The sequence below is a fragment of the Aquabacterium sp. J223 genome (genome assembly GCF_024666615.1).
Classification (GTDB): domain Bacteria; phylum Pseudomonadota; class Gammaproteobacteria; order Burkholderiales; family Burkholderiaceae_C; genus J223.
In genome coordinates, this window is record NZ_CP088297.1 from 1,875,086 (window position 1) to 1,895,686 (window position 20,601).

At 70.7% G+C, this 20,601-nt stretch carries 20 protein-coding genes and 1 pseudogene; 13 read left to right on the plus strand and 8 right to left on the minus strand.

Annotated elements, in window-relative coordinates:
• Nucleotides 1-12: 12 nt before the first annotated feature.
• Nucleotides 13-1,272 (minus strand): CaiB/BaiF CoA transferase family protein, encoded by a 1,260-nt coding sequence (locus LRS07_RS09040; protein ID WP_260501598.1) that lies wholly within the window; start codon nucleotides 1,270-1,272, stop codon nucleotides 13-15.
• Nucleotides 1,273-1,333: 61 nt separating this feature from the next.
• Nucleotides 1,334-2,305: a Bug family tripartite tricarboxylate transporter substrate binding protein gene (locus tag LRS07_RS09045; protein WP_260501599.1), complete on the minus strand. Its 972-nt coding sequence runs from the start codon at nucleotides 2,303-2,305 to the stop codon at nucleotides 1,334-1,336.
• Nucleotides 2,306-2,604: 299 nt separating this feature from the next.
• On the opposite strand from LRS07_RS09045, the pseudogene LRS07_RS09050 reads away from it, so the two are divergent.
• The 3 genes and pseudogenes from LRS07_RS09050 to LRS07_RS09060 form a co-directional block, all read left to right on the plus strand.
• Nucleotides 2,605-3,582, plus strand: a pseudogene (locus LRS07_RS09050) (MFS transporter); the annotation flags it as partial.
• 88 nt (nucleotides 3,583-3,670) lie between these two features.
• Nucleotides 3,671-4,174, plus strand: coding sequence for an MFS transporter (locus tag LRS07_RS09055; RefSeq protein WP_260501600.1), 504 nt, complete (start codon nucleotides 3,671-3,673; stop codon nucleotides 4,172-4,174).
• Between the two features lie 56 nt (nucleotides 4,175-4,230).
• A complete protein-coding gene (locus LRS07_RS09060; protein WP_260501601.1) occupies nucleotides 4,231-5,373 on the plus strand; it encodes an acyl-CoA dehydrogenase family protein in 1,143 nt (380 codons plus the stop codon).
• Nucleotides 5,374-5,471: 98 nt separating this feature from the next.
• Here LRS07_RS09060 and LRS07_RS09065 read toward each other — a convergent pair whose 3' ends face one another.
• The 3 genes from LRS07_RS09065 to LRS07_RS09075 are packed head-to-tail and all read right to left on the minus strand — an operon-like array spanning nucleotide 5,472 to nucleotide 8,086.
• On the minus strand, nucleotides 5,472-6,275 hold the full coding sequence (locus tag LRS07_RS09065) for an enoyl-CoA hydratase/isomerase family protein (protein ID WP_260501602.1): 804 nt from the start codon (nucleotides 6,273-6,275) through the stop codon (nucleotides 5,472-5,474).
• 36 nt (nucleotides 6,276-6,311) lie between these two features.
• Nucleotides 6,312-7,169, minus strand: coding sequence for a MaoC/PaaZ C-terminal domain-containing protein (locus tag LRS07_RS09070; RefSeq protein ID WP_260501603.1), 858 nt, complete (start codon nucleotides 7,167-7,169; stop codon nucleotides 6,312-6,314).
• Nucleotides 7,170-7,180: 11 nt separating this feature from the next.
• Entirely contained in the window at nucleotides 7,181-8,086 is a 906-nt protein-coding gene (locus tag LRS07_RS09075; RefSeq protein WP_260502080.1) for an SDR family NAD(P)-dependent oxidoreductase, read from the minus strand.
• A gap of 162 nt (nucleotides 8,087-8,248) precedes the next feature.
• On the opposite strand from LRS07_RS09075, the gene LRS07_RS09080 reads away from it, so the two are divergent.
• The 8 genes from LRS07_RS09080 to LRS07_RS09115 are packed head-to-tail and all read left to right on the plus strand — an operon-like array spanning nucleotide 8,249 to nucleotide 15,900.
• Complete coding sequence (locus LRS07_RS09080) at nucleotides 8,249-9,856, plus strand: acyl-CoA carboxylase subunit beta (RefSeq protein ID WP_260501604.1); 1,608 nt, start codon at nucleotides 8,249-8,251, stop codon at nucleotides 9,854-9,856.
• Between the two features lie 12 nt (nucleotides 9,857-9,868).
• A complete protein-coding gene (locus LRS07_RS09085; RefSeq protein ID WP_260501605.1) occupies nucleotides 9,869-11,392 on the plus strand; it encodes an acetyl-CoA carboxylase biotin carboxylase subunit in 1,524 nt (507 codons plus the stop codon).
• Nucleotides 11,386-11,877, plus strand: coding sequence for an acyl-CoA carboxylase biotin carboxyl carrier protein subunit (locus tag LRS07_RS09090; RefSeq protein ID WP_260501606.1), 492 nt, complete (start codon nucleotides 11,386-11,388; stop codon nucleotides 11,875-11,877). The genes LRS07_RS09085 and LRS07_RS09090 overlap by 7 nt, the downstream gene beginning before the upstream one ends.
• Complete coding sequence (locus tag LRS07_RS09095; protein ID WP_260501607.1) at nucleotides 11,877-12,329, plus strand: PaaI family thioesterase; 453 nt, start codon at nucleotides 11,877-11,879, stop codon at nucleotides 12,327-12,329. The genes LRS07_RS09090 and LRS07_RS09095 overlap by 1 nt, the downstream gene beginning before the upstream one ends.
• Nucleotides 12,326-12,760, plus strand: coding sequence for a PaaI family thioesterase (locus LRS07_RS09100; RefSeq protein WP_260501608.1), 435 nt, complete (start codon nucleotides 12,326-12,328; stop codon nucleotides 12,758-12,760). Before LRS07_RS09095 ends, LRS07_RS09100 begins: the two co-directional genes overlap by 4 nt.
• A gap of 4 nt (nucleotides 12,761-12,764) precedes the next feature.
• Nucleotides 12,765-13,445 carry a transglutaminase domain-containing protein gene (locus LRS07_RS09105; protein ID WP_260501609.1) on the plus strand — a complete coding sequence of 227 codons (681 nt, stop codon included), beginning with the start codon at nucleotides 12,765-12,767 and terminating at the stop codon, nucleotides 13,443-13,445.
• A 24-nt stretch (nucleotides 13,446-13,469) separates the two neighbouring features.
• A complete protein-coding gene (locus LRS07_RS09110) occupies nucleotides 13,470-14,663 on the plus strand; it encodes an aminotransferase-like domain-containing protein (protein WP_260501610.1) in 1,194 nt (397 codons plus the stop codon).
• Between the two features lie 4 nt (nucleotides 14,664-14,667).
• Entirely contained in the window at nucleotides 14,668-15,900 is a 1,233-nt protein-coding gene (locus tag LRS07_RS09115) for an acyl-CoA dehydrogenase family protein (RefSeq protein WP_260501611.1), read from the plus strand.
• A gap of 37 nt (nucleotides 15,901-15,937) precedes the next feature.
• Here LRS07_RS09115 and LRS07_RS09120 read toward each other — a convergent pair whose 3' ends face one another.
• The 3 genes from LRS07_RS09120 to LRS07_RS09130 are packed head-to-tail and all read right to left on the minus strand — an operon-like array spanning nucleotide 15,938 to nucleotide 18,006.
• Nucleotides 15,938-16,801 (minus strand): MmgE/PrpD family protein, encoded by an 864-nt coding sequence (locus LRS07_RS09120; RefSeq protein WP_260501612.1) that lies wholly within the window; start codon nucleotides 16,799-16,801, stop codon nucleotides 15,938-15,940.
• 15 nt (nucleotides 16,802-16,816) lie between these two features.
• Nucleotides 16,817-17,578, minus strand: coding sequence for an enoyl-CoA hydratase-related protein (locus LRS07_RS09125; RefSeq protein WP_260501613.1), 762 nt, complete (start codon nucleotides 17,576-17,578; stop codon nucleotides 16,817-16,819).
• Nucleotides 17,575-18,006, minus strand: a complete 432-nt coding sequence (locus LRS07_RS09130; RefSeq protein ID WP_260501614.1) for a helix-turn-helix domain-containing protein — start codon at nucleotides 18,004-18,006, stop codon at nucleotides 17,575-17,577. The genes LRS07_RS09125 and LRS07_RS09130 overlap by 4 nt, the downstream gene beginning before the upstream one ends.
• Before the next feature lie 167 nt (nucleotides 18,007-18,173).
• Between LRS07_RS09130 and LRS07_RS09135 the strand changes: the two genes are divergently transcribed.
• Both LRS07_RS09135 and LRS07_RS09140 read left to right on the plus strand, forming a co-directional pair.
• Entirely contained in the window at nucleotides 18,174-19,418 is a 1,245-nt protein-coding gene (locus LRS07_RS09135; protein WP_260501615.1) for a CaiB/BaiF CoA transferase family protein, read from the plus strand.
• 24 nt (nucleotides 19,419-19,442) lie between these two features.
• Complete coding sequence (locus LRS07_RS09140) at nucleotides 19,443-20,600, plus strand: CaiB/BaiF CoA transferase family protein (protein WP_260501616.1); 1,158 nt, start codon at nucleotides 19,443-19,445, stop codon at nucleotides 20,598-20,600.
• Nucleotide 20,601: the final 1 nt, after the last annotated feature.

The window sequence follows — 20,601 nt, forward strand, 5'->3', positions numbered from 1 at the left end:
CAGCCGCCGCGCTCAGCGGTCGTTGTCGCGGGTGCTGCCCGGCGGCTGCCCGATGACGCCGTCGCGTGCCAGCGCCTCGATCTCCGCGCGGCTCTTGCCCAGCAGCTCGGACAACACGGCGGCGCTGTGCTCGCCGAGCAGCGGCGGCGCCAGCCGGTACTCGACCGGGGTCTGCGACAGGCGAATCGGGTTGGCCACCGTCGACGCGGTGCCTCCCGCGCCGTGCGGTTGGTCGACGCGCAGCTTGCGGTGCTGGACCTGCGGGTGCTCGAACACCTGCCGGTAGTCGTTGATGGGCGCGCTCGGCACGTTGACCTCACCGAGCCGGTCGACCCAGTGCTTGGTCGTCTTCGTCTGCATCACGGCCTGCAGCTGCTCGATCAGGATCGGGCGGTTGCGGTTGCGGTCGGCGACGGTGCGAAAGCGCGGGTCCGTGCCCAGCTCCTCGCGGCCTAGCACCGCGCACAGGCGGCGGTACTGCGCGTCGTTGCCGGTGCCGACGATGAAGTGGCCGTCGGACGAGCGGAACACCTGGTACGGCGCGAGGTTTGGGTGCTCGTTGCCCCAGCGGCGAGGCACCTTGCCGTCGGCGAACATGCCGACGATCTGGTTGGAGCCGAAGTGCACGATGCTGTCGAGCAGCGCGATGTCGATGCGCTGCCCCTTGCCGTCGAGGTGGCGGTGCTCCAGCGCGGCCAGGATCGCCACCGTGGCGTTCAGGCCGGTCAGCACGTCCGTCACCGCGATCGCGACCTTCACCGGCCCGCCGCCCGGCTGGTCGTCGGGGTGGCCGTTGATGCTCATCAGGCCGCCTTCGCCCTGCGCCATGAAGTCATAGCCGGGGCGCTTGGCGTAGGGGCCGTCGAGGCCGTAGCCGGTGATCGAGCAGTAGACGATGCCCGGGTTGATCGCGCGGATGTCGTCGTAGCTCAGCCCGTAGCGGTCGAGGTCGCCGACCTTGAAGTTCTCGACCAGCACGTCGCACTGGCGGGCCAGGTCAAGCACCAGCTGCTGGCCGGCCGGCGTCGCGACGTCGATCGCCAGCGAGCGCTTGTTGCGGTTGGCCGAGGTGAAGTAGCTGGAGTCGTGCGTCGGGTCGCCGCTGTCGTCGGCGACCCAGGGCGGGCCCCAGTGGCGCGAGTCGTCGCCCTCGGCGGGCCGCTCGATCTTGATGACGTCCGCACCGAGGTCGGCCAGCATCTGGGTGCACCAGGGGCCGGCCAGGATGCGGGACAGGTCGAGGACCCGGAGGTGGGAAAGTGCGCCGCTCATCGAAAAGGTGGTTTGCTGCTGGGGACGCCGAACCGGGTTCGCCGGAGATCGGAAGCGCGGGTCATTCGGGCGTGATGTTCGCGGCCTTCACCGTCCTGGCCAGGCGATCCATTTCGGTGCGCATGCGGTGGTCGAGGGGTTCGGGTCCGATCGGCATTAGTTCCCAGGCGTCGGCCTTGATCTTGTCCTGGAAGGCGAGGTTGCGCAGGATCTCGCTGACCACGCTGACCAGCTTGGCCTGGATGTCCTTGGGCGTGCCGGCCGGCAGGTACAGCGCCGTCCACGCGTCGTATTCCGCGCCGCGCACGCCGGCCTCGGTGACGGTCGGCCAGTCGGGCAGGAACGTGGAGCGCTTGGCGCTCATCACGCCGAGTGCGCGCAGCGTGCCGCTCTTCACGTGCTGCACCGAGGTGGTGAGCGGTTCGCACACCACCTGGATCTGCCCGCCGAGCAGGTCGGTCAGGGCCTGAGCCGTGCTGCGGTACGGGACCTTGGTGATGTCCACCGCGGCGGCACTCTTGAAAATCTCCATGCACAGCAGGGCGGAGCCGGTGCCGGAGCCGTAGTTGAGCCGCCCCGGCCGCGACTTGGCCAGCGCCACCAGCTCGGGCACGCTGGTGGCGGGCACCGCGGAGGAGACGAGCAGCGCGAACTGCACGTTCGCGACCGCCGAGATCGGGGCGAAGTCCTTCAGCGGGTCGAAGGGCACGTTCTTGTACAGGAAGGTGTTCGCCGCCATCGTCGTGTTCGAGCCGAACAGCAGCGTGTAGCCGTCGGCTGGCGCCTTGGCCACCGCGTCGACACCCAGGACGCCGCCGGCTCCCGCGCGGTTCTCGACGATCACCTGCTGGCCGAGCGCGTCGCTCATCGCCTTCGCCAGCGAGCGGGCGAGCGAGTCGGTGCTGCCTCCGGCACCTTGCGGCACGATCATGCGCAAGGGCTTGGAGGGATAGGCCTGCGCCGCGGCAGGGGGCGAGATCGCCGCGGCGAGGCCTGCGAACAGCAAGCTGAACAAGGGGTTGAGGGCACGCATGTCCATGATCTCCTTGGCCGGGGTGATCGACGGTCGCCGGACCCGTCGACGTGTGTGCGCTAGCGCATGAAAGTGTTAGCCTATCGTACAACCGTTAGGTTGGGAACAGCTGAACATGAACCGCGGGTATTACCTAGCGACAGCTCGCACACCGCCGGGCCCCCGCTCGGCGCGCATCGGACAATCACCCGCCCTACAGGAGAGCCGTTCTGAGACCCTTGTCCGCCGAGCCGCCCGCAGCGGACCCGCAAGCCGGGCACGAATCGGCGTGGGCGCCGTTCCGTCACCCGGTGTTCCGCATGCTGTGGACGGCCTGGCTGCTGTCGAACCTTTGCATGTGGATGCACGACGTGGCCGGCGCTTGGATGATGACCTCGCTGACCACCTCGCCGGTGATGGTGGCGTTGGTGCAGACGGCCGCCACGCTGCCGGTGTTCCTGCTGGGCCTGCCCAGCGGCGCCCTGGCCGACACCGTCGACAGGCGCCGCTATTTCATCGTCACGCAGCTGTGGCTCGCGGCAGTCGCGGCCACCGCCGCCGCGCTGGCCTTGGCCGGCGGGATGACGGCGCCGGTGCTGCTGGCGCTGATGTTCGCCAGCGGGGTCGGCCTCGCTATGCGCTGGCCGGTGTTCGCCGCCATCATTCCCGAGCTGGTGCCGCGCACCAGGCTGCCAGCCGCGCTCGCGCTCAACGGCATCGCGATGAACGTGTCGCGCATCGTCGGCCCCGCCGTGGCCGGTGCGGTGATCGCCGCGGCGGGCAGCGCATGGGTATTCGCGCTCAATGCGGCGCTGTCGCTGGCAGCGTCACTGCTCATCCTGCGCTGGAAGCGCGTCGCGAAGCCACGCTCGCTGCCCGGCGAGCAGATGTGGGGCGCGATGCGTACCGGGATGCAGTACGTGGGGCACTCGCAGCGCATGCGCACGGTGCTGCTGCGTGTGTGCGTGTTCTTCTTCCAGTCGACGGCGCTGATCGCGCTGCTGCCGCTGGTGGCCAAGCACATGCACGGCGGAGGCGCGGGCACCTTCACGGCGCTGCTCGCCACCATGGGCCTGGGCGCCGTCGTCGGCGTGGCGGCCAACCCGCGGCTGCGCCGCTGGATGACGCTGGATGAGATGGTGCGCAACGGCACGCTGCTGCTGTCCGCGGCCATGCTCGTGGTCGCTTTCGCGCCCAACCCATGGGTGGCCGCGCCGGCCATGGCGGCGGCCGGGCTGGGCTGGATCTCGGTCAGCAACCCGCTGATGATCGCCGCGCAGTTCTCGCTGCCCGACTGGGTGCGCGCCCGCGGCATGTCGATCTTCCAGGTCGTCATCATGGCCGGTTGCGCAGCGGGCGGGGTGGTGTGGGGGGCAGATCGCCGGCATGGCGGGCGTCGAGACCAGCCTGTCGGTCGCCGCGGCCTTCGGCCTGGTGTCGGTGATGCTCCTGCTGCGCTTCAAGGTCGACGGCACCGCCGTCGAGGACCTCACGCCCTCGAGCCTGTGGACACCGCCGTCGTCCGCGGCTCGCATCGGCATGGACGAGGGCCCGGTCAAGCTGACCATCGAATACCTCATCGACCCGGCGCAGGCCGCAGCCTTCCGGGCGGTGATGCGTGAGAGCCGGCACAGCCGATTGCGCCAGGGCGCCGTCTCGTGGTCCCTGCTGCGCGACGCCGGTGTGCCCGGCCGCTACCTCGAGGTGGTGGTCGACGGCTCGTGGGCGGCGCACCTGCGGCGCTTCGACCGCGTCACCGTCGCCGACGAATCGCTGCGCCAGCGCCGCCTGGCCTTCCACGTGGGCACGGAGCCGCCTGTCGTCATGCGCTGGATCCCCGAGGCGATGGAAGAGGTCGATGAGGCGCCATTGGCGCGTCCATGGTGGTAGACTAACGACCGTTAGGTAACCCGACGAATCACCAACGTCCCGCGAGGCACAAGCCAATGAATTTCCTCAGCGAAGAGCAGATGATGTGGAAGTCCTCCATCGACCGCTGGGTCGACAAGGAGATCGGCCGCGAATACATCCGGCAGTGCGACATGGACCGCGTCTTTCCGTACGAGGCGTACAAGAAGGCGGCCACTCTCGGCCTGCATCGCCTGATGATCCCGGAAGCGGACGGCGGCGACGGCGGCGACATCTTCTCGTATGCGCTGATGTGCGAGAGCCTGTCGCGTTACGGCGTGGACTTCTCGGTCGCCATCGCCGGCTCGACCTACACCGCGATGAACCTCGCGCTGCACGGCACGCCCGAGCAGAAGAAGAACTACCTGCCGCCCTTCATGCGCGGCGAGATCCAGTTCCCGATCTCGATGTCGGAGCCGGGCGCCGGTTCCGACGTCGCTAACGTGCAGACGCGTGCTGAGCGCCAGGGCGACCACTATGTGCTCAACGGCCAGAAGCTGTGGTGCAGCGGCGCCGGCAACGACGGGGCGGTGATCCTGATGCTGGTGCGCACCTCCAAGGAGGGTGCGCGCAAGGACGGGCTGTCGGCCTTCATCATCCCGAACACCACGCCGGGCCTGACGATCCGTCCGCTGAAGACCCTGGCGCGGCGCTCGGTGGTGACGACCGAGATCTTCCTCGACAACGTGAAGATCCCCGCCGACCAACTGCTCGGCAAGGAAGGCGACGGCTGGAACATCATCGCCGGCGAGCACCTGCAGCTCGAGCGCATCGCGGTGGCCGCCAGCTACGCCGGCAACGCCCAGGGCGCGGTCGACGACGCGCTGCGCTATGCCAAGGACCGGGTGCAGTTCAAGCAGCCGATCTTCGAGTTCCAGGTCATCCGGCACATGCTCGCGGACATGCAGACGCAGACCGACGCCGCGCGCCTGCTGGTCTACCGCGCAGCCGAGATGGCGGCCAAGGGCCAGCACTGCCGCAAGGAAGTCTCCATGGCCAAGCTGTTCGCCTCGGAGACGCTGCAGAACGTCTCGCGCATGGGCATGCAGATCATGGGCGGGCACGGCACGCTGCCCGAGTCCGACATGGAGCGCTATTTCCGCGAAGGCATGCAGTCGACCATCGGCGCCGGCACCTCGCAGATCCAGCGCACGGTCATCGCGCAGGAAATGCGCGGCTGACCGGAGGGCGGCCCCTTGGGCCGCTCGCGCGGTGATTCTCCGAGCGGCGCTGCGGCCGCCGCCCGACGCTGCCCCGGTGCGGGGCAGCGTGCCCCGACTCAGCGGTTGGCCGACGGGAACTTGGGGGCGCGCTTCTCGCGTACCGCGGCCACGCCCTCGGCCACGTCCTCGCCCATGAAGCACAGCATCTCCATCGCGAGCGAGCTCTCGAACACAGGCCGTGCCTGGTTGAACCACCCGTTGAGCGAGCGCTTAGTCAGCCGGATCGCCTGCTGGCTGCCGGCGGCGAGCTTGTCGGCCACCGCGAAGGCCTTGTCCATCAGCTCGGCGCGCGGCGCGCACAGGCTCACCAGCCCGATGCGCTCTGCTTCCTTGCCGGAGATGAACTCCGCCGTGAGCAGATAGTACTTGGCCTTGGCCATGCCGCACAGCATCGGCCAGCAGATCGCCGCGTGGTCCCCTGCGGCGACGCCGAGCTTCACGTGACCGTCGGTGATGCGCGCCTCCTCGGCCATGATGCTGATGTCGGCAAGCATCGCCACCGCCAGGCCGGCGCCGACGGCCACGCCGTTGATCGCCGAGATGATCGGCTTGTCGCAGGCCAGCATGTTGTAGACGACGTCGCCCGCTTCCTGCAGCACGTTGGCGACCACGCCGGCGTCGTGCACCATGCTCGCCACCCAGTCGAGGTCGCCCCCGGCCGAGAAGCCCTTGTCGCCGGCGCCGGTGATGATCGCGACCTTCGTCTTGGGGTCCTCGGCAACGACGCCCCACACCTTGGTCAGCTCCCAGTGCAGGCGGGCGTTGGTCGCGTTCAGCACCTCGGGGCGGTTGATGGTGATGAGCAGGACGCCGTTGGCCCGGTGCTCGAACTTCAGGAACTGGAACTCGTCGTAGGTCATCGCAATTTCTTCGTGAATGGGAAGGGGGAGGGCGGTTCAGCGCAGCGTTGCGCGGCCGTTGTTGAGCACGACGACGTCGCGTTCGACCACGCGGGCGCGGAAGGACACCACCTTGCCGTCGACCCACATCTGGGTGCGGATGGTCTCGCCCGGGTACACCGGCGATGAGAAGCGCACGTCGAAGCTGGCGATGCCCTGCGGGTCGCCGTCGCACACCGCGCGGGTCACCGCCCAGCCGGCGACGCCATAGGTGGCGAGCCCTTGCAGGATGGGCCGCTCGAAGCCGGCCGCGCGGCCGATGGCCGGCTCGGCGTGCAGCGGGTTGTAGTCGCCCGACAGGCGGTAGATCAGCGCGGCACGCGGCTTCGTCGCGAAGTCCACGCTGCGGTCCGGCGCGCGCGTCGGCAGTTCGTGCACCGCCTTCACCGGGCCCGTCGGTCCGCCGAAGCCGCCGTCGGCGCGGCAGAAGGTGGTCGCCGTCATCGTCGCGAGCGGCTCCTGGGTGGCGCTGTCCAGCACCGTGCGCTCGGAGTAGACGAGCATGCCCTTGCCGGCGCCCTTGTCGACGATGCCGGTGATGCGCGTGCGGCCAATGATCTCGCCCGCCGGCGGTAGCGGCTTGTGCAGCGTCAGCCCCTGCTCGCCGTGCACCAGACGCACCCAGTCGATGCCGCTGCGCGGGTCCTTCATCCACATGCCGGGGTGGCCCAGCACGACCGCCATCGTCGGCAGCACGCGCAGGTTCTTCTCGTAGACGAAGCGCAGCTCGGTCTCGTCCAGCGGGTCGGTGCCCAGGCCGATGCCGAGCGCATACAGCATCGTGTCGCGTTCGGTGTAGCGCTGGTGCACGTCCTCGAACGGCCATGCCATCAGCTTGTCGTAGTCGATTGCCATCTCGTCGCTCCTCAAATCGGGTCCCACGAGAACACGGCGGCGGTGCTTTCGAGCGGAATGAAGTCGGGCCGCATCGCGGGCAGCACGCGCTCGGCGATGCTCTGCGGAGTCCAGCCTTCGCCGGCGTGCATGCCGCGTATCGGGCGCGGCTGGCTCATCAGGAAGATCTCGTTGGCGCGCACCGCGAAGATCTGTCCCGTCACCTCGTGGGCGGCGTCGCTCGCCAGGAAGGCGGCCATGGGCGCGATCTTGGCGGTCTCCATCAGCTTGAGCTTCTCGACCCGCGCCTTCTGCTCCGGCGTCTCGGTGGGGATGGAGCCGATCATGCGGCTCCAGGCGAAGGGCGCGATGCAGTTGGAGCGCACCTTGTAGCGCTGCATGTCCAGCGCGATCGAGCGCGACAGCCCGGCGATGCCGAGCTTGGCAGCGGCGTAGTTGCCCTGGCCCACGTTGCCGATCAGGCCCGAGGTCGAGGTCATGTTAACGAAGGCGCCCGACTGCTGCGTCTTGAAGTGCGGGGCCGCGGCGCGCGAGACGTAGAAGCTTCCGTGCAGGTGCACGTCGATCACCGCGTGCCATTCCTCCGGCGACATGTTGAAGATCAGGCGGTCGCGCAGGATGCCGGCGTTGTTGACCACCACGTCGATGCTGCCGAAGGTGTCGGCGGCGCACTCGATGATGCGCGCCGCGGACGCACGGTCCGACACGCTGTCGGTGTTCGCCACCGCCTGGCCGCCTGCGGCCTTGATCTCGTCGACCACCTGCTGCGCCGGCCCGCGGTCCATGCCTTCGCCGTTCACCGAGGCGCCGACGTCGTTGACCACCACCTTGGCGCCCTCGGCGGCCATCAGCAGCGCGATGTCGCGTCCGATGCCGCGTCCCGCGCCCGTGACCACCGCAACCTTGTCACGCAGCATGCTGCTCTTGCTCATCCGAGGAAGCTCCTTCGTTTTTCCAATCTAACTAACAAGTGTTAGATGCTATGGTAACCTCGCCGGGTGGCCCTGGCAATTCGACCGGGCCGATTGATACACCGCGTACGGGAGTACAGGGATGTTGTTGAAAAAGGGAAGCCGTCGGTGACGATTCTTGCCACGCACGTGTCGACCTCGGAGCCGGAGTTCGAAAGCAACCGCAGCGCCTACCAGGCGCTCATCGCCGACCTGCATGCACGGCGGCAGCGCGCACTGGCCGGCGGCCCGCCGAAGGCGCGCGAGAAGCACCTGGCGCGCAACAAGATCCTGCCGCGGGACCGCGTCGAGGCCTTGCTCGACCCCGGCTCGCCCTTCCTCGAGATCGCCACGCTGGCCGGCGACGGGCTGTACGAGGGCGTGCCGCCGGGCGCCAGCATCATCACCGGCATCGGCCTGATACACGGCCGGCCCTGCATGGTGATCGCGAACGACGCCACCGTGAAGGGCGGCACCTACTACGGCATGACGTGCAAGAAGCACGTGCGCGCCCAGCAGGTGGCGTGGCAGCACCGGCTGCCCTGCATCACGCTCGTCGACAGCGGTGGCGCCTTCCTGCCCGACATGGCGAACATCTTTCCCGACGTCGGGCAGTTCGGGACCATCTTCAACAACCAGGTCCGCATGTCCGCCGAGGGCATCCAGCAGATCGCGGTCGTGATGGGGCCGTGCACGGCCGGCGGCGCCTACATCCCCGCGCTGTGCGACGAGGTCGTCATCGTGCGGGGGCAGGGCTACATGTACCTGGGCGGCCCCGAGCTGACCTTCGCCGCCACCGGCGAGACGGTCGACGCCGAATCGCTGGGCGGCGCGCTGATGCACAGCAGCGTGAGCGGCGTCACAGACCACATCGCCGAGAACGACCGCCATGCGCTGGCGATCACCCGCGAGATCGTGCGCAACCTCGGCGAGCCGCCCAAGCCGCGCTGGACGCGCAGCCCCTCGCTGCCGCCGCGCTTCGACCCGCACGAGATCCACGGCATCATCAGCCGCGACCCGAAGATCCCGACCGACACGCGCGAGATCCTCGCGCGCTTCGTCGACGACAGCCGCTTTCAGGAGTTCAAGCCGCTGTTCGGCGACACGCTGCTCACCGGCTTCGCGCGCATCCACGGCCACGAGATCGGCATCCTCGCCAACCAGGGCGTGCTGTTCCCCGAGAGCGCCGACAAGGCGGCCCACTTCATCGACCTGTGCTGCCAGCGCGACATTCCGCTGCTGTTCATGGCCGACGTGACCGGCTTCATGGTGGGCCGCGCCGCCGAGCAGGCCGGCATCGCCAAGGCCGGCGCCAAGATGATCACCGCCATGGCCTCGGCCAACGTGCCGAAGTACACCATCATCATCGGCGCGTCCTACGGCGCCGGCTACCTCGCGATGTGCGGCCGGCCCTTCAACCCGCACGCCATGTTCTGCTGGCCCAGCGGACGCTCCGCGATCATGGGACCGGAGCAGGCGGCGACCGTGATGGCGCTGGTGCGCCGCCAGATCAACAAGGCCGAGGGCCGCGAGTGGTCGCCCGAGGAGGAAGAGGCCTTCAAGGCCCCCGTGCGCAAGATGTACGAGGACTTCCAGCCGGCCTACAACTTCTCGTCCAACCTGTGGGCCGACGACGTCATCGACCCCGTCGAGACGCGCGACGTGATGGGGCTGCTGCTCGACCTCGCGTCGCGCACCGCGGCCAAGCCCACGTCCTTCGGCGTCTTCCGGTTCTAGTCCGGGAATCGCATGCAGCGGATCCACAAAGTCCTGATCGCGAACCGCGGCGAGATCGCCTGCCGCATCGCGCGCACCTGCCGGCGCCTCGGCGTCGCCGTGGCCACCGTGCACTCCGCGGCCGACCGCCGCGCCCGCCACGTGCGCGAGATCGGCGAATCGGTCGAGCTGGGCGGTGCCGCGCCGGCCGACAGCTACCTGCGCATCGACGCCCTCGTCGCCGCGGCGCAAAGGGTCGGCGCCGATGCGGTCCATCCCGGCTACGGCTTCGTCTCGGAGAACCCCGACTTCGTGCGTGCCCTGGACGCCGCCGGTCTGTGCTTCATCGGCCCCACCGCCGAGACCATGGAGCGGGTGGGCGGCAAGGCCAACGCCAAGCTCGAGGCCGCGCGCCTGGGCGTACCGGTGATTCCTGGCAGCGACGGCGGGATGAGCGACCCCGCGGCCGTCGCGCGGCTGGTGCGCGGCATGAAGCTGCCGGTGCTGCTGAAAGCGGTGGCCGGCGGCGGCGGTCGGGGCATGGCGGTGATCGACAGCCTCCAAGGGCTCGAGCTGCGCATCGAGAGCGCGATGCGCGAGTCGCAGAAGGCCTTCGGCAACGGCGAGCTGATCGTCGAGCGCTACCTGCCCCTCGTGCGCCACCTCGAAGTCCAGGTGGCCGGCGACGGCCACGGCAACGCCATCCACCTGTTCGAGCGCGAGTGCACGCTGCAGCGGCGCCACCAGAAGGTCATCGAGGAAGCGCCCTCGGCGGGACTGCCGCCGGCGCTGCGCGAAGCCGTCCTCGCCGACGCGGTGAAGCTGGCGCGCGGCGTTGGCTACCGCGGGCTGGGCACGGTGGAGTTCGTCGTCGCCGGCGATCAGCACTATTTCCTCGAAGTGAACCCGCGGCTGCAGGTCGAGCACCCGGTGACCGAGGCGGTGACCGGCCTCGACCTGGTCGAGCTGCAACTGCGCATCGCAGACAGCGGACGGCTGTCCCTCGTGCAGGACGCGGTGCGCTGCGACGGCCATTCCTTCGAGGCACGGCTGTGCGCCGAGGACCCCGCGGCCGGCTTCCTGCCGGCGACCGGCCGACTCAAACTGGTCGACTTCTCGCGGTGCGGGCTGCGCGTCGAATCGGGCGTCGACAGCGGCGACGAGATCTCGCCGCACTACGACTCGATGATCGCCAAGCTGATCTCGCACGGCGCCGACCGCGAGGCCGCGCGTGGCGCGCTGGTGGCTGGGCTGGGCCGCAGCGCCGTGGTCGGGCTCGCGACCAACCGTGCCTTCCTGCAGGCGCTGCTCGACTGGCCGCAGACGCGCGACGCGAGCTTCCACACGCGGCTGATCGACGAACGGCACGCCCGGGGGGCGCCGCGGCGGCGACCGAAGTGCCCATCGAGCACCTGTGCGGCGTCGCCTTGCACTGGCTCGCACAGCGGCGCGTCGAGACCCCGGCGCTGGGCTGCTGGTCCGAGTGGGATGGCTTCACCGGCTGGCGCCTGCCGACCGGGCGCGGGCAGCCCGCGCCGCAGCCGGCGCTGGTGCTGAAGACGCCCGGCCGGGGCGGCGAATGGCCAGTGCGCTTCTCGCAACGCGCGGTCGACGGTAGCCTGATGCTGGCCATCGGCGACCAGAACGAACGCGCGACGCTCACGCCGCTGGGCGGCGCGCGCCATCTGTTCGAATGCCGCGGCCGCGCGCTGGAGCTCATCATCGTCGGCGACGTGCAGCACGCCGAGGTGGCGAGCACGCTCGGCAGCGACGTGTTCAGCTGCTCGCCCTATCTCAGCGGCGCCGCAGGCGATGCGGCGGCCAGCGGGCAGCTGGGGGCGCCCATGATGGGCCGGGTGGTCGCGGTCAAGGCCGAGGCCGGCAGCAATGTCGTCGGCGGGCAGACCGTGGTGGTACTCGAGTCGATGAAGATGGAACTGCATCTGCAGGCGCCCTTCGACGGCACGCTGACCAGCCTGCGCTGCAAGGTCGGCGACATGGTCGAGCGCCACCAGGTGCTGGCCGAGGTCGCGGTGGCCTGATGGAGCTGGGTTCGCCCGAAGAACTCGCGACGCGCTGGGTTCCGTTCGCCCACGTGTCGGCCTATGCCCGCGCGCTCGGCCTGGGCGCGGTCGACGTCAGCCCCGCGTGGTGCGTGGCCCGTCTCCCGTACGACGAGCGCTGGGTGCTCGACACGTCGACCGGCGTGATGCATGGCGCCGTCATCACCGGCATGCTCGACACGCTGTTCGGCTTCTCGATCAACGTGAAGCTGGGCCGCCTGCAGCCGATGGTGACCGTGGACCTGCGCGTCGACCACCTCAAGCGTCCCACGCCGCGGCGCGACCTCCTGGGCGGCGCTGTCTGTTATTCGATGACCGACGAATTCGCCTTCGTGCGCGGCGCGGCCTACCACGACAGCCCGGAAGATCCGGTGGCGACCGGCGTGGGCCTGTTCATGTTCACCGACAAGGCCGCGGGGAAGCCGCGATGACGCTCGCCGCCACGCTCGTCCGCGCCAGGTTCGCCAACGACTGGAGCGTGCTGGTGCAGGCCATGCCCTTCGCGCGCTTCCTCGACCTGCGCGTGGCGGTCGAGCGTGACGAATTCGTCTGCACGCTGCCCTTCGACCCGCAGCTCATCGGCAACCCGCGGCTGCCCGCGCTGCATGGCGGCGCCACCGGCGGCTTCCTGGAGTGCGCCGGCCTGCTCTACATCGCCTGGGCGCGCGGCGGCGCGAGCTGGGCCACAACCATCGACCTGCACGTCGACTACCTGCGCTCCGGCCAGCCGCGCGACACGCACGCCGGCGTGGTGGTCGTGAAGCAGGGCCGGCGCCTGGTCAACCTGCGCGTCGAGGCCTGGCAGACGCACCGCGACGAACCCATCGCGCTCGCCCAACTGCACTTTCACCTGAACGAGTGAACGCATGAACGACGATCTTGCGGCTTGCATCTCGCCGGGTCGCTGCATCGACAGCGACCATCCCGCCGTGACCGCGTTTGCGCAGGAGGTCGCGGCGGCGTCGCTGCCCGCGCGCGAGATCGCGGTGCGCTTGTACGAGGCCGTGCGCGACCGCTTCCCCTACGACCCCTACCGCATCGACACCACGCTGGCCGGCTTCAAGGCGAGCGCCGTCGTCGAGGGCGGCCGCGGCTTCTGCATCACCAAGGCCGCGCTGCTCGCCGCCGCGGCCCGCGCGCTGAGGGTGCCGGCGCGCCTGGGCTTCGCCGACGTGCGCAACCACCTCAGCAGCCCGCGGCTGCGCGAGATGATGGGCTCCGACCTGTTCGTGTTCCACGGCTACACGGAGCTGTGGCTGGACGGCCGCTGGGTCAAGGCGACGCCGGCCTTCAACCGCTCGCTGTGCGAGAGGGCCGGCATCCTGCCGCTGACCTTCGACGGCTACAACGATTCGGTGTTCCACCCCTTCGACGCCAGCGGCCGGCGCCACATGGAGTACGTGCGCGAGCGCGGCAGCTTCGCCGACGTGCCGCACGAGCAGCTGGTGACGGCGTGGATGCAGCACTACCCGGCGGTGGTCGACCGGCGGCGCGCGTTCGATCGCCAGGCCGACTTCGAACGCGAGGTCGGGGGACGCGCCGCATGAGCGCGCAGCGCCGAGGGTAGTCGAATGAGCTGGACGATGGCGCGCCGGGCCGAACGGATGAACCCCTCGATCATCCGCGAGATCCTGAAGATCACCGAGCGGCCGGGCATCCTGTCGCTGGCCGGCGGGCTGCCCGCGGCCGAGACCTTCCCGGTGGAGGCGATGCGCGAGGCGACCGCCCGCGTGCTGGCCGACACGCCGCGCGAGGCGCTGCAGTACGCGCCCAGCGAAGGCTTCGGACCGCTGCGCGAATGGATCGCCGCCCACCTCGGCGCGCAGGGCATGGACGTCGATTCGTCGCAGGTGCTGATCACCAACGGCTCGCAGCAGGGGCTGGACCTCGCCGGCAAGCTGTTGCTCGACCCCGGCAGCCGCGTCGCGGTGGAGTCGCCCACCTACCTCGGCGCGCTGCAGGCCTTCGCGCCCTGCGAGCCCGAGTTCGTCGCGCTGGAGTGCGACGCCGAGGGGCCGGTGCCCGCGGCCCTGGACGCCGCCGCCGGCGCACGCGCGCTCTACGTGCTGCCCAACTTCCAGAACCCCAGCGGCCACTGCATCGGCGAAGCGCGCCGCGAGGCGCTGGTGGCGGCCGCGCGGCGCCTTGCGCTGCCGCTGATCGAGGACGACCCCTACGGCGAGCTCTGGTACGACGCGCCGCCGCCGCGGCCACTGGCCGCGCGCTGCCCCGGGCAGGTGCTCTACCTCGGCTCGTTCTCCAAGGTGCTCGCGCCCGGCTTGCGGCTGGGCTACGCGGTCGCGCCCGAGCCGCTGTTCCCCAAGCTGCTTCAGGCCAAGCAGGCGGCCGACCTGCACACGCCCGGCTTCAACCAGCGCGTGGTGCACGAGATCGTGCGCAACGGCTTCCTGCGCGAGCACGTGCCGACCATCCGCGCGCGCTACAAGCGCCAGCGCGACGCGATGCGCGAGTCGCTGCAGCGCTACCTCGCGGGGCTGGGCTGCCGCTGGGTGGTCCCCAGCGGCGGCATGTTCTTCTGGGTCGAGCTGCCTGCGGGGATTGATGCGATGGCGCTGCTGCCGCAGGCCGTCGAGGCCGGCGTCGCCTTCGTGCCCGGCGCGGCCTTCTACAGCGGCACGCCGCGGCACCACACGCTGCGGCTGAGCTTCGTCACCGTGACGCCGGAGCGCATAGCGACCGGCATCGCGCTGCTCGCCGGCGTGCTGCAGCGCGCGCTGTCCACCACGCCCCATCTCACGGCCTGAGCGCATGGACTTCACGATCGACAGTGACCTCGTCGCCTTGACCGAGGGCATCGTCCGCTTCATCGACCGCGAGGTGCTGCCGCTTCAGGAAGCCCACCGCAACATCCTGGGCAGCGAGCGCACCTTGTTCGAAACCGACGGGCGCTACGTGCCGCTGGCGCTGGCGCTGCGGCGCCAGGTGCGCATGCGCTCGGCCGAGCTCGGCTACTACACGCTGTTCGGCGCCGAGAGCCTGGGCGGCGGCGGCCTCGGCGCGCAGGCGATGGCGCACGTGCAGGAGGCGGTGCACCAGCGCTACGGCCCGGGCCATCCGCTGATCCATGGCGTGGTGCTGCCGTCGCCCTTCACCAACGGGCTGTCGCCGGTGCTGCGCCACCTGGCGCCCGAGGTCTTCGCGCGCTACCGCGACGGCATCGCGAGCGGCGACAAGACGCTGTGCTTCGCGCTCAGCGAGCCCGACGCCGGCTCCGACGTGTTCGGCATCAAGACCCGGGCCGTGCGCGAGGGCGGGGACTGGGTGATCACGGGCACCAAACAGTGGATCACCAATTCGCCGTACGCCGACCACGCGATGCTGTTCGCCGTGACCGACCCCGACAAGGCGGCCGCGGGCCGCGGCGGCATCACCGGCTTCTTCGTCGACACGCGCGCCCCCGGGTTCGCCGTGCCGCGCATCATCACGACCATGGGCCACCTGGGCGGCGACACCGGCGTGGTGACGCTGGACCACGTGCGCGTGGCCGACGACCACCGCATCGGCCCGGTCGACCGCGGCCTGTCGGTTGCGCTCGACGGCGTCAACGCCGGGCGGCTCGGCATGGCGGCCTCCTGTCTGGGCCTCGCGCGCTGGGGCCTGGACCAGGCCGTGGCGTACGCCAAGCTGCGCAAGACCTTCGGCGTGCCGATCGCCGAGCACCAGGCGATCCAGCTGATGCTCGCCGACAGCGCGATGGACATCTATGCGGCGAAGTCCATGATCCAGAACTGCGCCTGGCGCGTCGACCAGGGCGAGGCGGCAACGGCGCAGGTCAGCATGGTGAAGGCCTTCTCGACCGAGATGGTCGGGCGGGTGCTGGACCGCTGCATCCAGGTGCACGGCGGCATGGGCCTGACCAACGAGCTGCGGCTGGAAGAGGGCTTCCGTTTCGCGCGCGTGATGCGCATCCCGGACGGCACCGGCGAGATCCAGCGCCGCACCATCGCGCGCCAGCTGCTCGCCGGCTCGGCGGGCCTCTAGCCGCGCCGCAGACCGGCGTGGCAGGTCCCGCCCCGCCTCAGTGCCGGCAGACCGGTCGCGCCGCCAGCACGCCGGCCAGCGGCGACAGGTCGGGCAACTCGTCGAGCTGGTCGATCATCCGCAGCAGGGCCCGCGCGTCGGCCTCGTCGAGGACGGGGCGCGTCAGGTCGCGGAAACGCGCCTCCAGGTGCCGCTGCTGTGCGGCGAGGTCCTGCGGCATGCGCTCCGGTTCGTCCTGCCGGGGCAAGGAGGCGCGCATCGGCGCGGTCAGCGTCTCGGCGCCGTGGCTGCAGCCGCGGGCGGCGAGATGGGCGGCGAGCAGGCCGTCGGCCGCCGCCTTGCCGGCCTGCATGGGCCGGCACAGGTCGGTGGCCGACCGCGCCGTCGCGCCGGCCATCGCGAGCGCGACGGCTGTGTCGGCCGCGTCGAGCTGCAGCAGGTGGGCGCCGCCCACGGCCGCCGCCAGCGCGGGGGCGCCGGGGCTGCCGGCGCCGATGCGGTCGAGCAGGTCCTGGCCGGCGGCGAACGCGGTCATGAAGGCGCGTCCGCTGTCGCCGCGCGCCTCGGCCAGGGCGAGCAGGGCCGCCAGCAGTACCGCCGACCCCATGGGCAGCGCGTCATCGCCGGTTCCTCCTTGCGAGGCGGCGGCGTTGACCAGCGCCGCCTGCCGCGTCGAGGTGGCGAAGCCGTGGCCCACCACGGTGGCCTGCTCGTGGCCGCCTTGCTCCAGCGCGTCCTCCGCGAGCAGGTGCACCAGCGGTTCCTGCGCGCCGGGCAGTGTCACCGTCATCCACGCGAGCAGGCCCTGGCGCAGCTGCGCGCGGCGGGCGGGGGTGAGGTCGCTGAAGCGCCAGGCGGCGCTGTGCTGCGCGAGCGCGAACGTCACGGCACTGCCTTGCATCACGCACTCCTCATGTCAACGTCCCTTCCACACCGGCTTGCGCTTCTCGCGGAACGAGCGCGGGCCTTCGAGTGCGTCCTCGCTGAGGTACACCGAGTCGAAGGCGCGATACGACGCGCGCAGCGCCGCGCTGCGGCCCATCTCGGTCGACAGGCGCACCATCTCCTTGGCTGCGCGCACGGTCAGCGGCGCGTTCACTGTCACGCGGCCCGCCAGCTCCAGCGCGCTTTCCAGTGCCTGGCCCTTGGGCACCACGCGGTTGACGTAACCCAGCTCGTAGGCGCGCTGAGCGGTGAGCGGGTCGCCAGTCAGCGCGATCTCCATCACGACGCGCTGCGGCAGCATGTGGATCAGCGGCGCCGCCCACGGCATGCCGCGGCCGACCTTGCCCTCGGTGATGGCGAAGCGCGCGGTCTCGTCGGCCACGCACAGGTCGCACATCTGCGCGAGCAGGAAGCCGCCCGCATAGGCATAGCCCTGCACGGCGGCGATCACCGGCTTGGTGACCTCGATGTTGTCGCCCAGCACCGGCATGAAGCCGGGCGGCGGAATGCGCAGCTCGGTGTCGGCGGCTTCGAGCAGGTCCATGCCGGCGCAGAAGGTGTCGCCGGCGCCGGTGAGGATGGCGACCTGGGCCTGCGGGTCCGCCTCGAAGCGCTTGAACGCCTCGGCCAGGCCCTCGCGCACGGCGCGCGTCAAAGCGTTGCGCCTTTGCGGGCGGTTGATGGTGATGACGGCGATGCCTTTGTTCACCGCGTAGAGGAGATCGTCGGTCATTGGCTGGTGGCGTCCATGTCTGAATTCCGGCGGGCGGCGCGGCGAGGACCGCCCTGAAGGACCTGCTGACGCATCGCGTCGAAGCAGGCGCTGGCGCTGGACTGCGGCGCGCGCGGCGCGCGGCGTGCCGGCGCTGCGGGCTGGCGCGCGGACACCAGCAGCGCGCCCAGCGAGAGCGATTCGGGGCCAAGCCGGTACACGCCGTCGCTGCGCTGCAGGTAGCCGCGCGCGGTGAGGCCGCGCAGCAGCGACAGCACGCTGGTCTTGGGCGCGTCCAGCGCGGCACTGAGCGGCGCCAGCGAGAGGCCCCCCGGCCGTTCCGCCAGAAGGCGAAGCAGGTGCAATACGCGTGTCAGCGCCATGGGCGCGCGGTCCTCGCCCAACGCGACGAGCCCGCACGGGGGCCTGGTGCCACTGTCGATGTTCATGCCGGTTGCGTTGGGTGACGCGTTCGAAAATACGAACGGTGAGTTGATTTATAGAATAGCCCTCGTCCCCGCCCTCGTCACACAGGGTTTCCCTCAGCGGGCGAAGCGGCTAGACACCCGGGCGATGCGCGTTGACATCGCGGAACGCCGAGCATTACATTCTTCGAATGACATTCGCGAATGCGAACGGCGGTGACGGCGAAGAGGGTGGGGCGGGGCCGCTGCACGGCGTGCGCATCATCGACCTGACGTCGATGGGAATGGGTCCGTACGCGACCCAGATCCTCGCCGATCTGGGCGCCGACGTGATCAAGGTCGAGTCGCCCGACGGCGACGCGGTGCGCCGCGTCGGCCCCATGCGCCACCCCGGCATGGGAGCGGGCTTCCTCACCCTCAACCGCAACAAGCGCAGTGCGGTGCTGGACCTGAAGCAGCCGGACGGCCTGGCCGCGTTCGTCGAACTGCTGAAGACCGCCGACGTGCTGGTCTACAACGTGCGGCCGGCGGCGATGGCGCGCCTCGGCCTCGACTACGACAACGTCGCGGCGATCAACCCGCGGCTGGTCTACTGCGGCCTCTACGGCTTCGGCCAGGACGGCCCCTACGGCGACAAGCCCGCCTACGACGACATGATCCAGGGGCTGTCGGCGCTTCCTTCGCTGTTCGCGCAGGCGGGCGGGGGACCGCCGCGCTACGTGCCGATGGCGATCGCTGACCAGGCCGTGGGGTTGGTGGGCGTCTACGCGGTCATGGGCGGGCTGCTCGCGCGCCAGCGCACCGGTCGCGGCCAGGCGGTCGACGTGCCGATGTTCGAGAACATGGCGCAGTTCGTGTTGACCTTGCACACCGGCGGCGCCACCTTCGATCCGCCGCTGGGCGCCAGCGGTTTCCAGCGCCACCTGGCGCCCGAGCGGCGGCCCTTCGCGACGGCCGACGGCTTCATTTGCATGCTGCTCTACACCGACCTGCAGTGGCGCCGCTTCTTCGAGCTGATCGGCCGGCCCGAGCTGCGGGACGACCCGCGCTTCGCGAGCGTCACCGAGCGCGGCCGCCACGTCGGGCCGCTGTACGCGATGGCCGCCGAGGCCTTCGCCGCGCGCACCACCGCCGAGTGGATGCCGCTGCTCGAGGCGGCCGACATCCCCGCGATGCCCTTGCACACGCTGGACTCGCTGCTCGAGGACCCGCACCTCGCCGAGGTCGGGTTCTTCGAATGCGCCGATCACCCGACCGAGGGCCGGATCCGCACGATGGCGGTGCCCACGCGCTGGTCCGAAACGCCGACGCGGGTGCGGCGCCAGGCGCCGGCGCTGGGCGAGCACAGCGTCGAGGTGCTGCGCGAGGCGGGCCTGTCGACCGAGCGCATCCAGCAGCTGCTGGCGGCCGGCGCGGTGCGGCAGGGCGGGGCATGAGCGGGCAGTGCGGAGGCTAGTCCAGTGAACGCGCGCGCGGGGCCGCTCGCCGGCGTCAAGGTGGTCGAGATCGCCGGCATCGGGCCTGCGCCCATGGCCGCGATGCTGCTGGCCGATCTCGGCGCCACCGTCTTGCGCATCGACCGCGTCGAGCCGGCCGAGCTGGGCATCCGCCGGCCGCCGCGCTTCGACCTCGTGCTGCGCAGCCGCAAGGCGATCGCGCTGGATCTCAAGCGCCCCGCGCACGCGGCGCTCGCGCTGGAACTCATCGCCGAAGCCGACGCGCTGATCGAGGGTTTCCGCCCCGGCGCGATGGAGCGGGTGGGCCTGGGCCCCGGCACCTGCCTGCAGCGCAACCCGAGCCTGGTGTACGGCCGCATGACGGGCTGGGGCCAGTCGGGTCCGCTCGCGCAGGCGGCCGGCCACGACATCAACTACGTCGCCCTGACCGGCGCGCTGTCGGCCATCGGCCGTGCCGACCAGCCGCCGACGCCGCCGCTCAACCTCGTCGGCGACTACGGCGGCGGCTCGCTGTACCTCGTGGTCGGGCTGCTGGCGGCGCTGCACGAGGCACAGCGATCCGGGCAGGGGCAGGTGGTCGACGCCGCCATCGTCGACGGCACCGCCTCGCTGATGACCGCCTGGTACGGCATGCATGCGGCCGGCATGCTGAAGCCCGAGCGTGGGCACAACCTGATCGACGGCGGCGCCTGGTTCTATGACGTCTTCGAATGCGCCGACGGCCGCTGGGTGTCCATCGGCCCGATCGAAGGCCGCTTCCAGCGCCGCCTGCTCGAGCTGATGGAGATCGACCCGGCGGAGATCGGCCCGCCGTGGGATCGTTCGACCTGGCCGGCATCGCGCCGCGTGCTGGCCGCGCGCTTTCGCGAGAAGACGCGCGACGAATGGTGCGCGCTGCTCGAAGGCAGCGACGCCTGCTTCGCACCCGTGCTCGACGCCGACGAGGCACCGCGGCATCCGCACCTGCAGGCGCGCGGGACTTTCGTCGAGATCGACGGCGTGGTGCAGCCCGCGCCGGCCCCGCGCTTCTCGCGCAGCACGCTGGCGACGCCGACGCCGGGCGAGCCCGCGACGCCGGACAACGCCCGCGCCGCGCTGGACGGCTGGCTGGCGCCCGCGCGCGTCGATGCCTTCATCGCGGCGGCGGCGAGCGCCGCCTAGC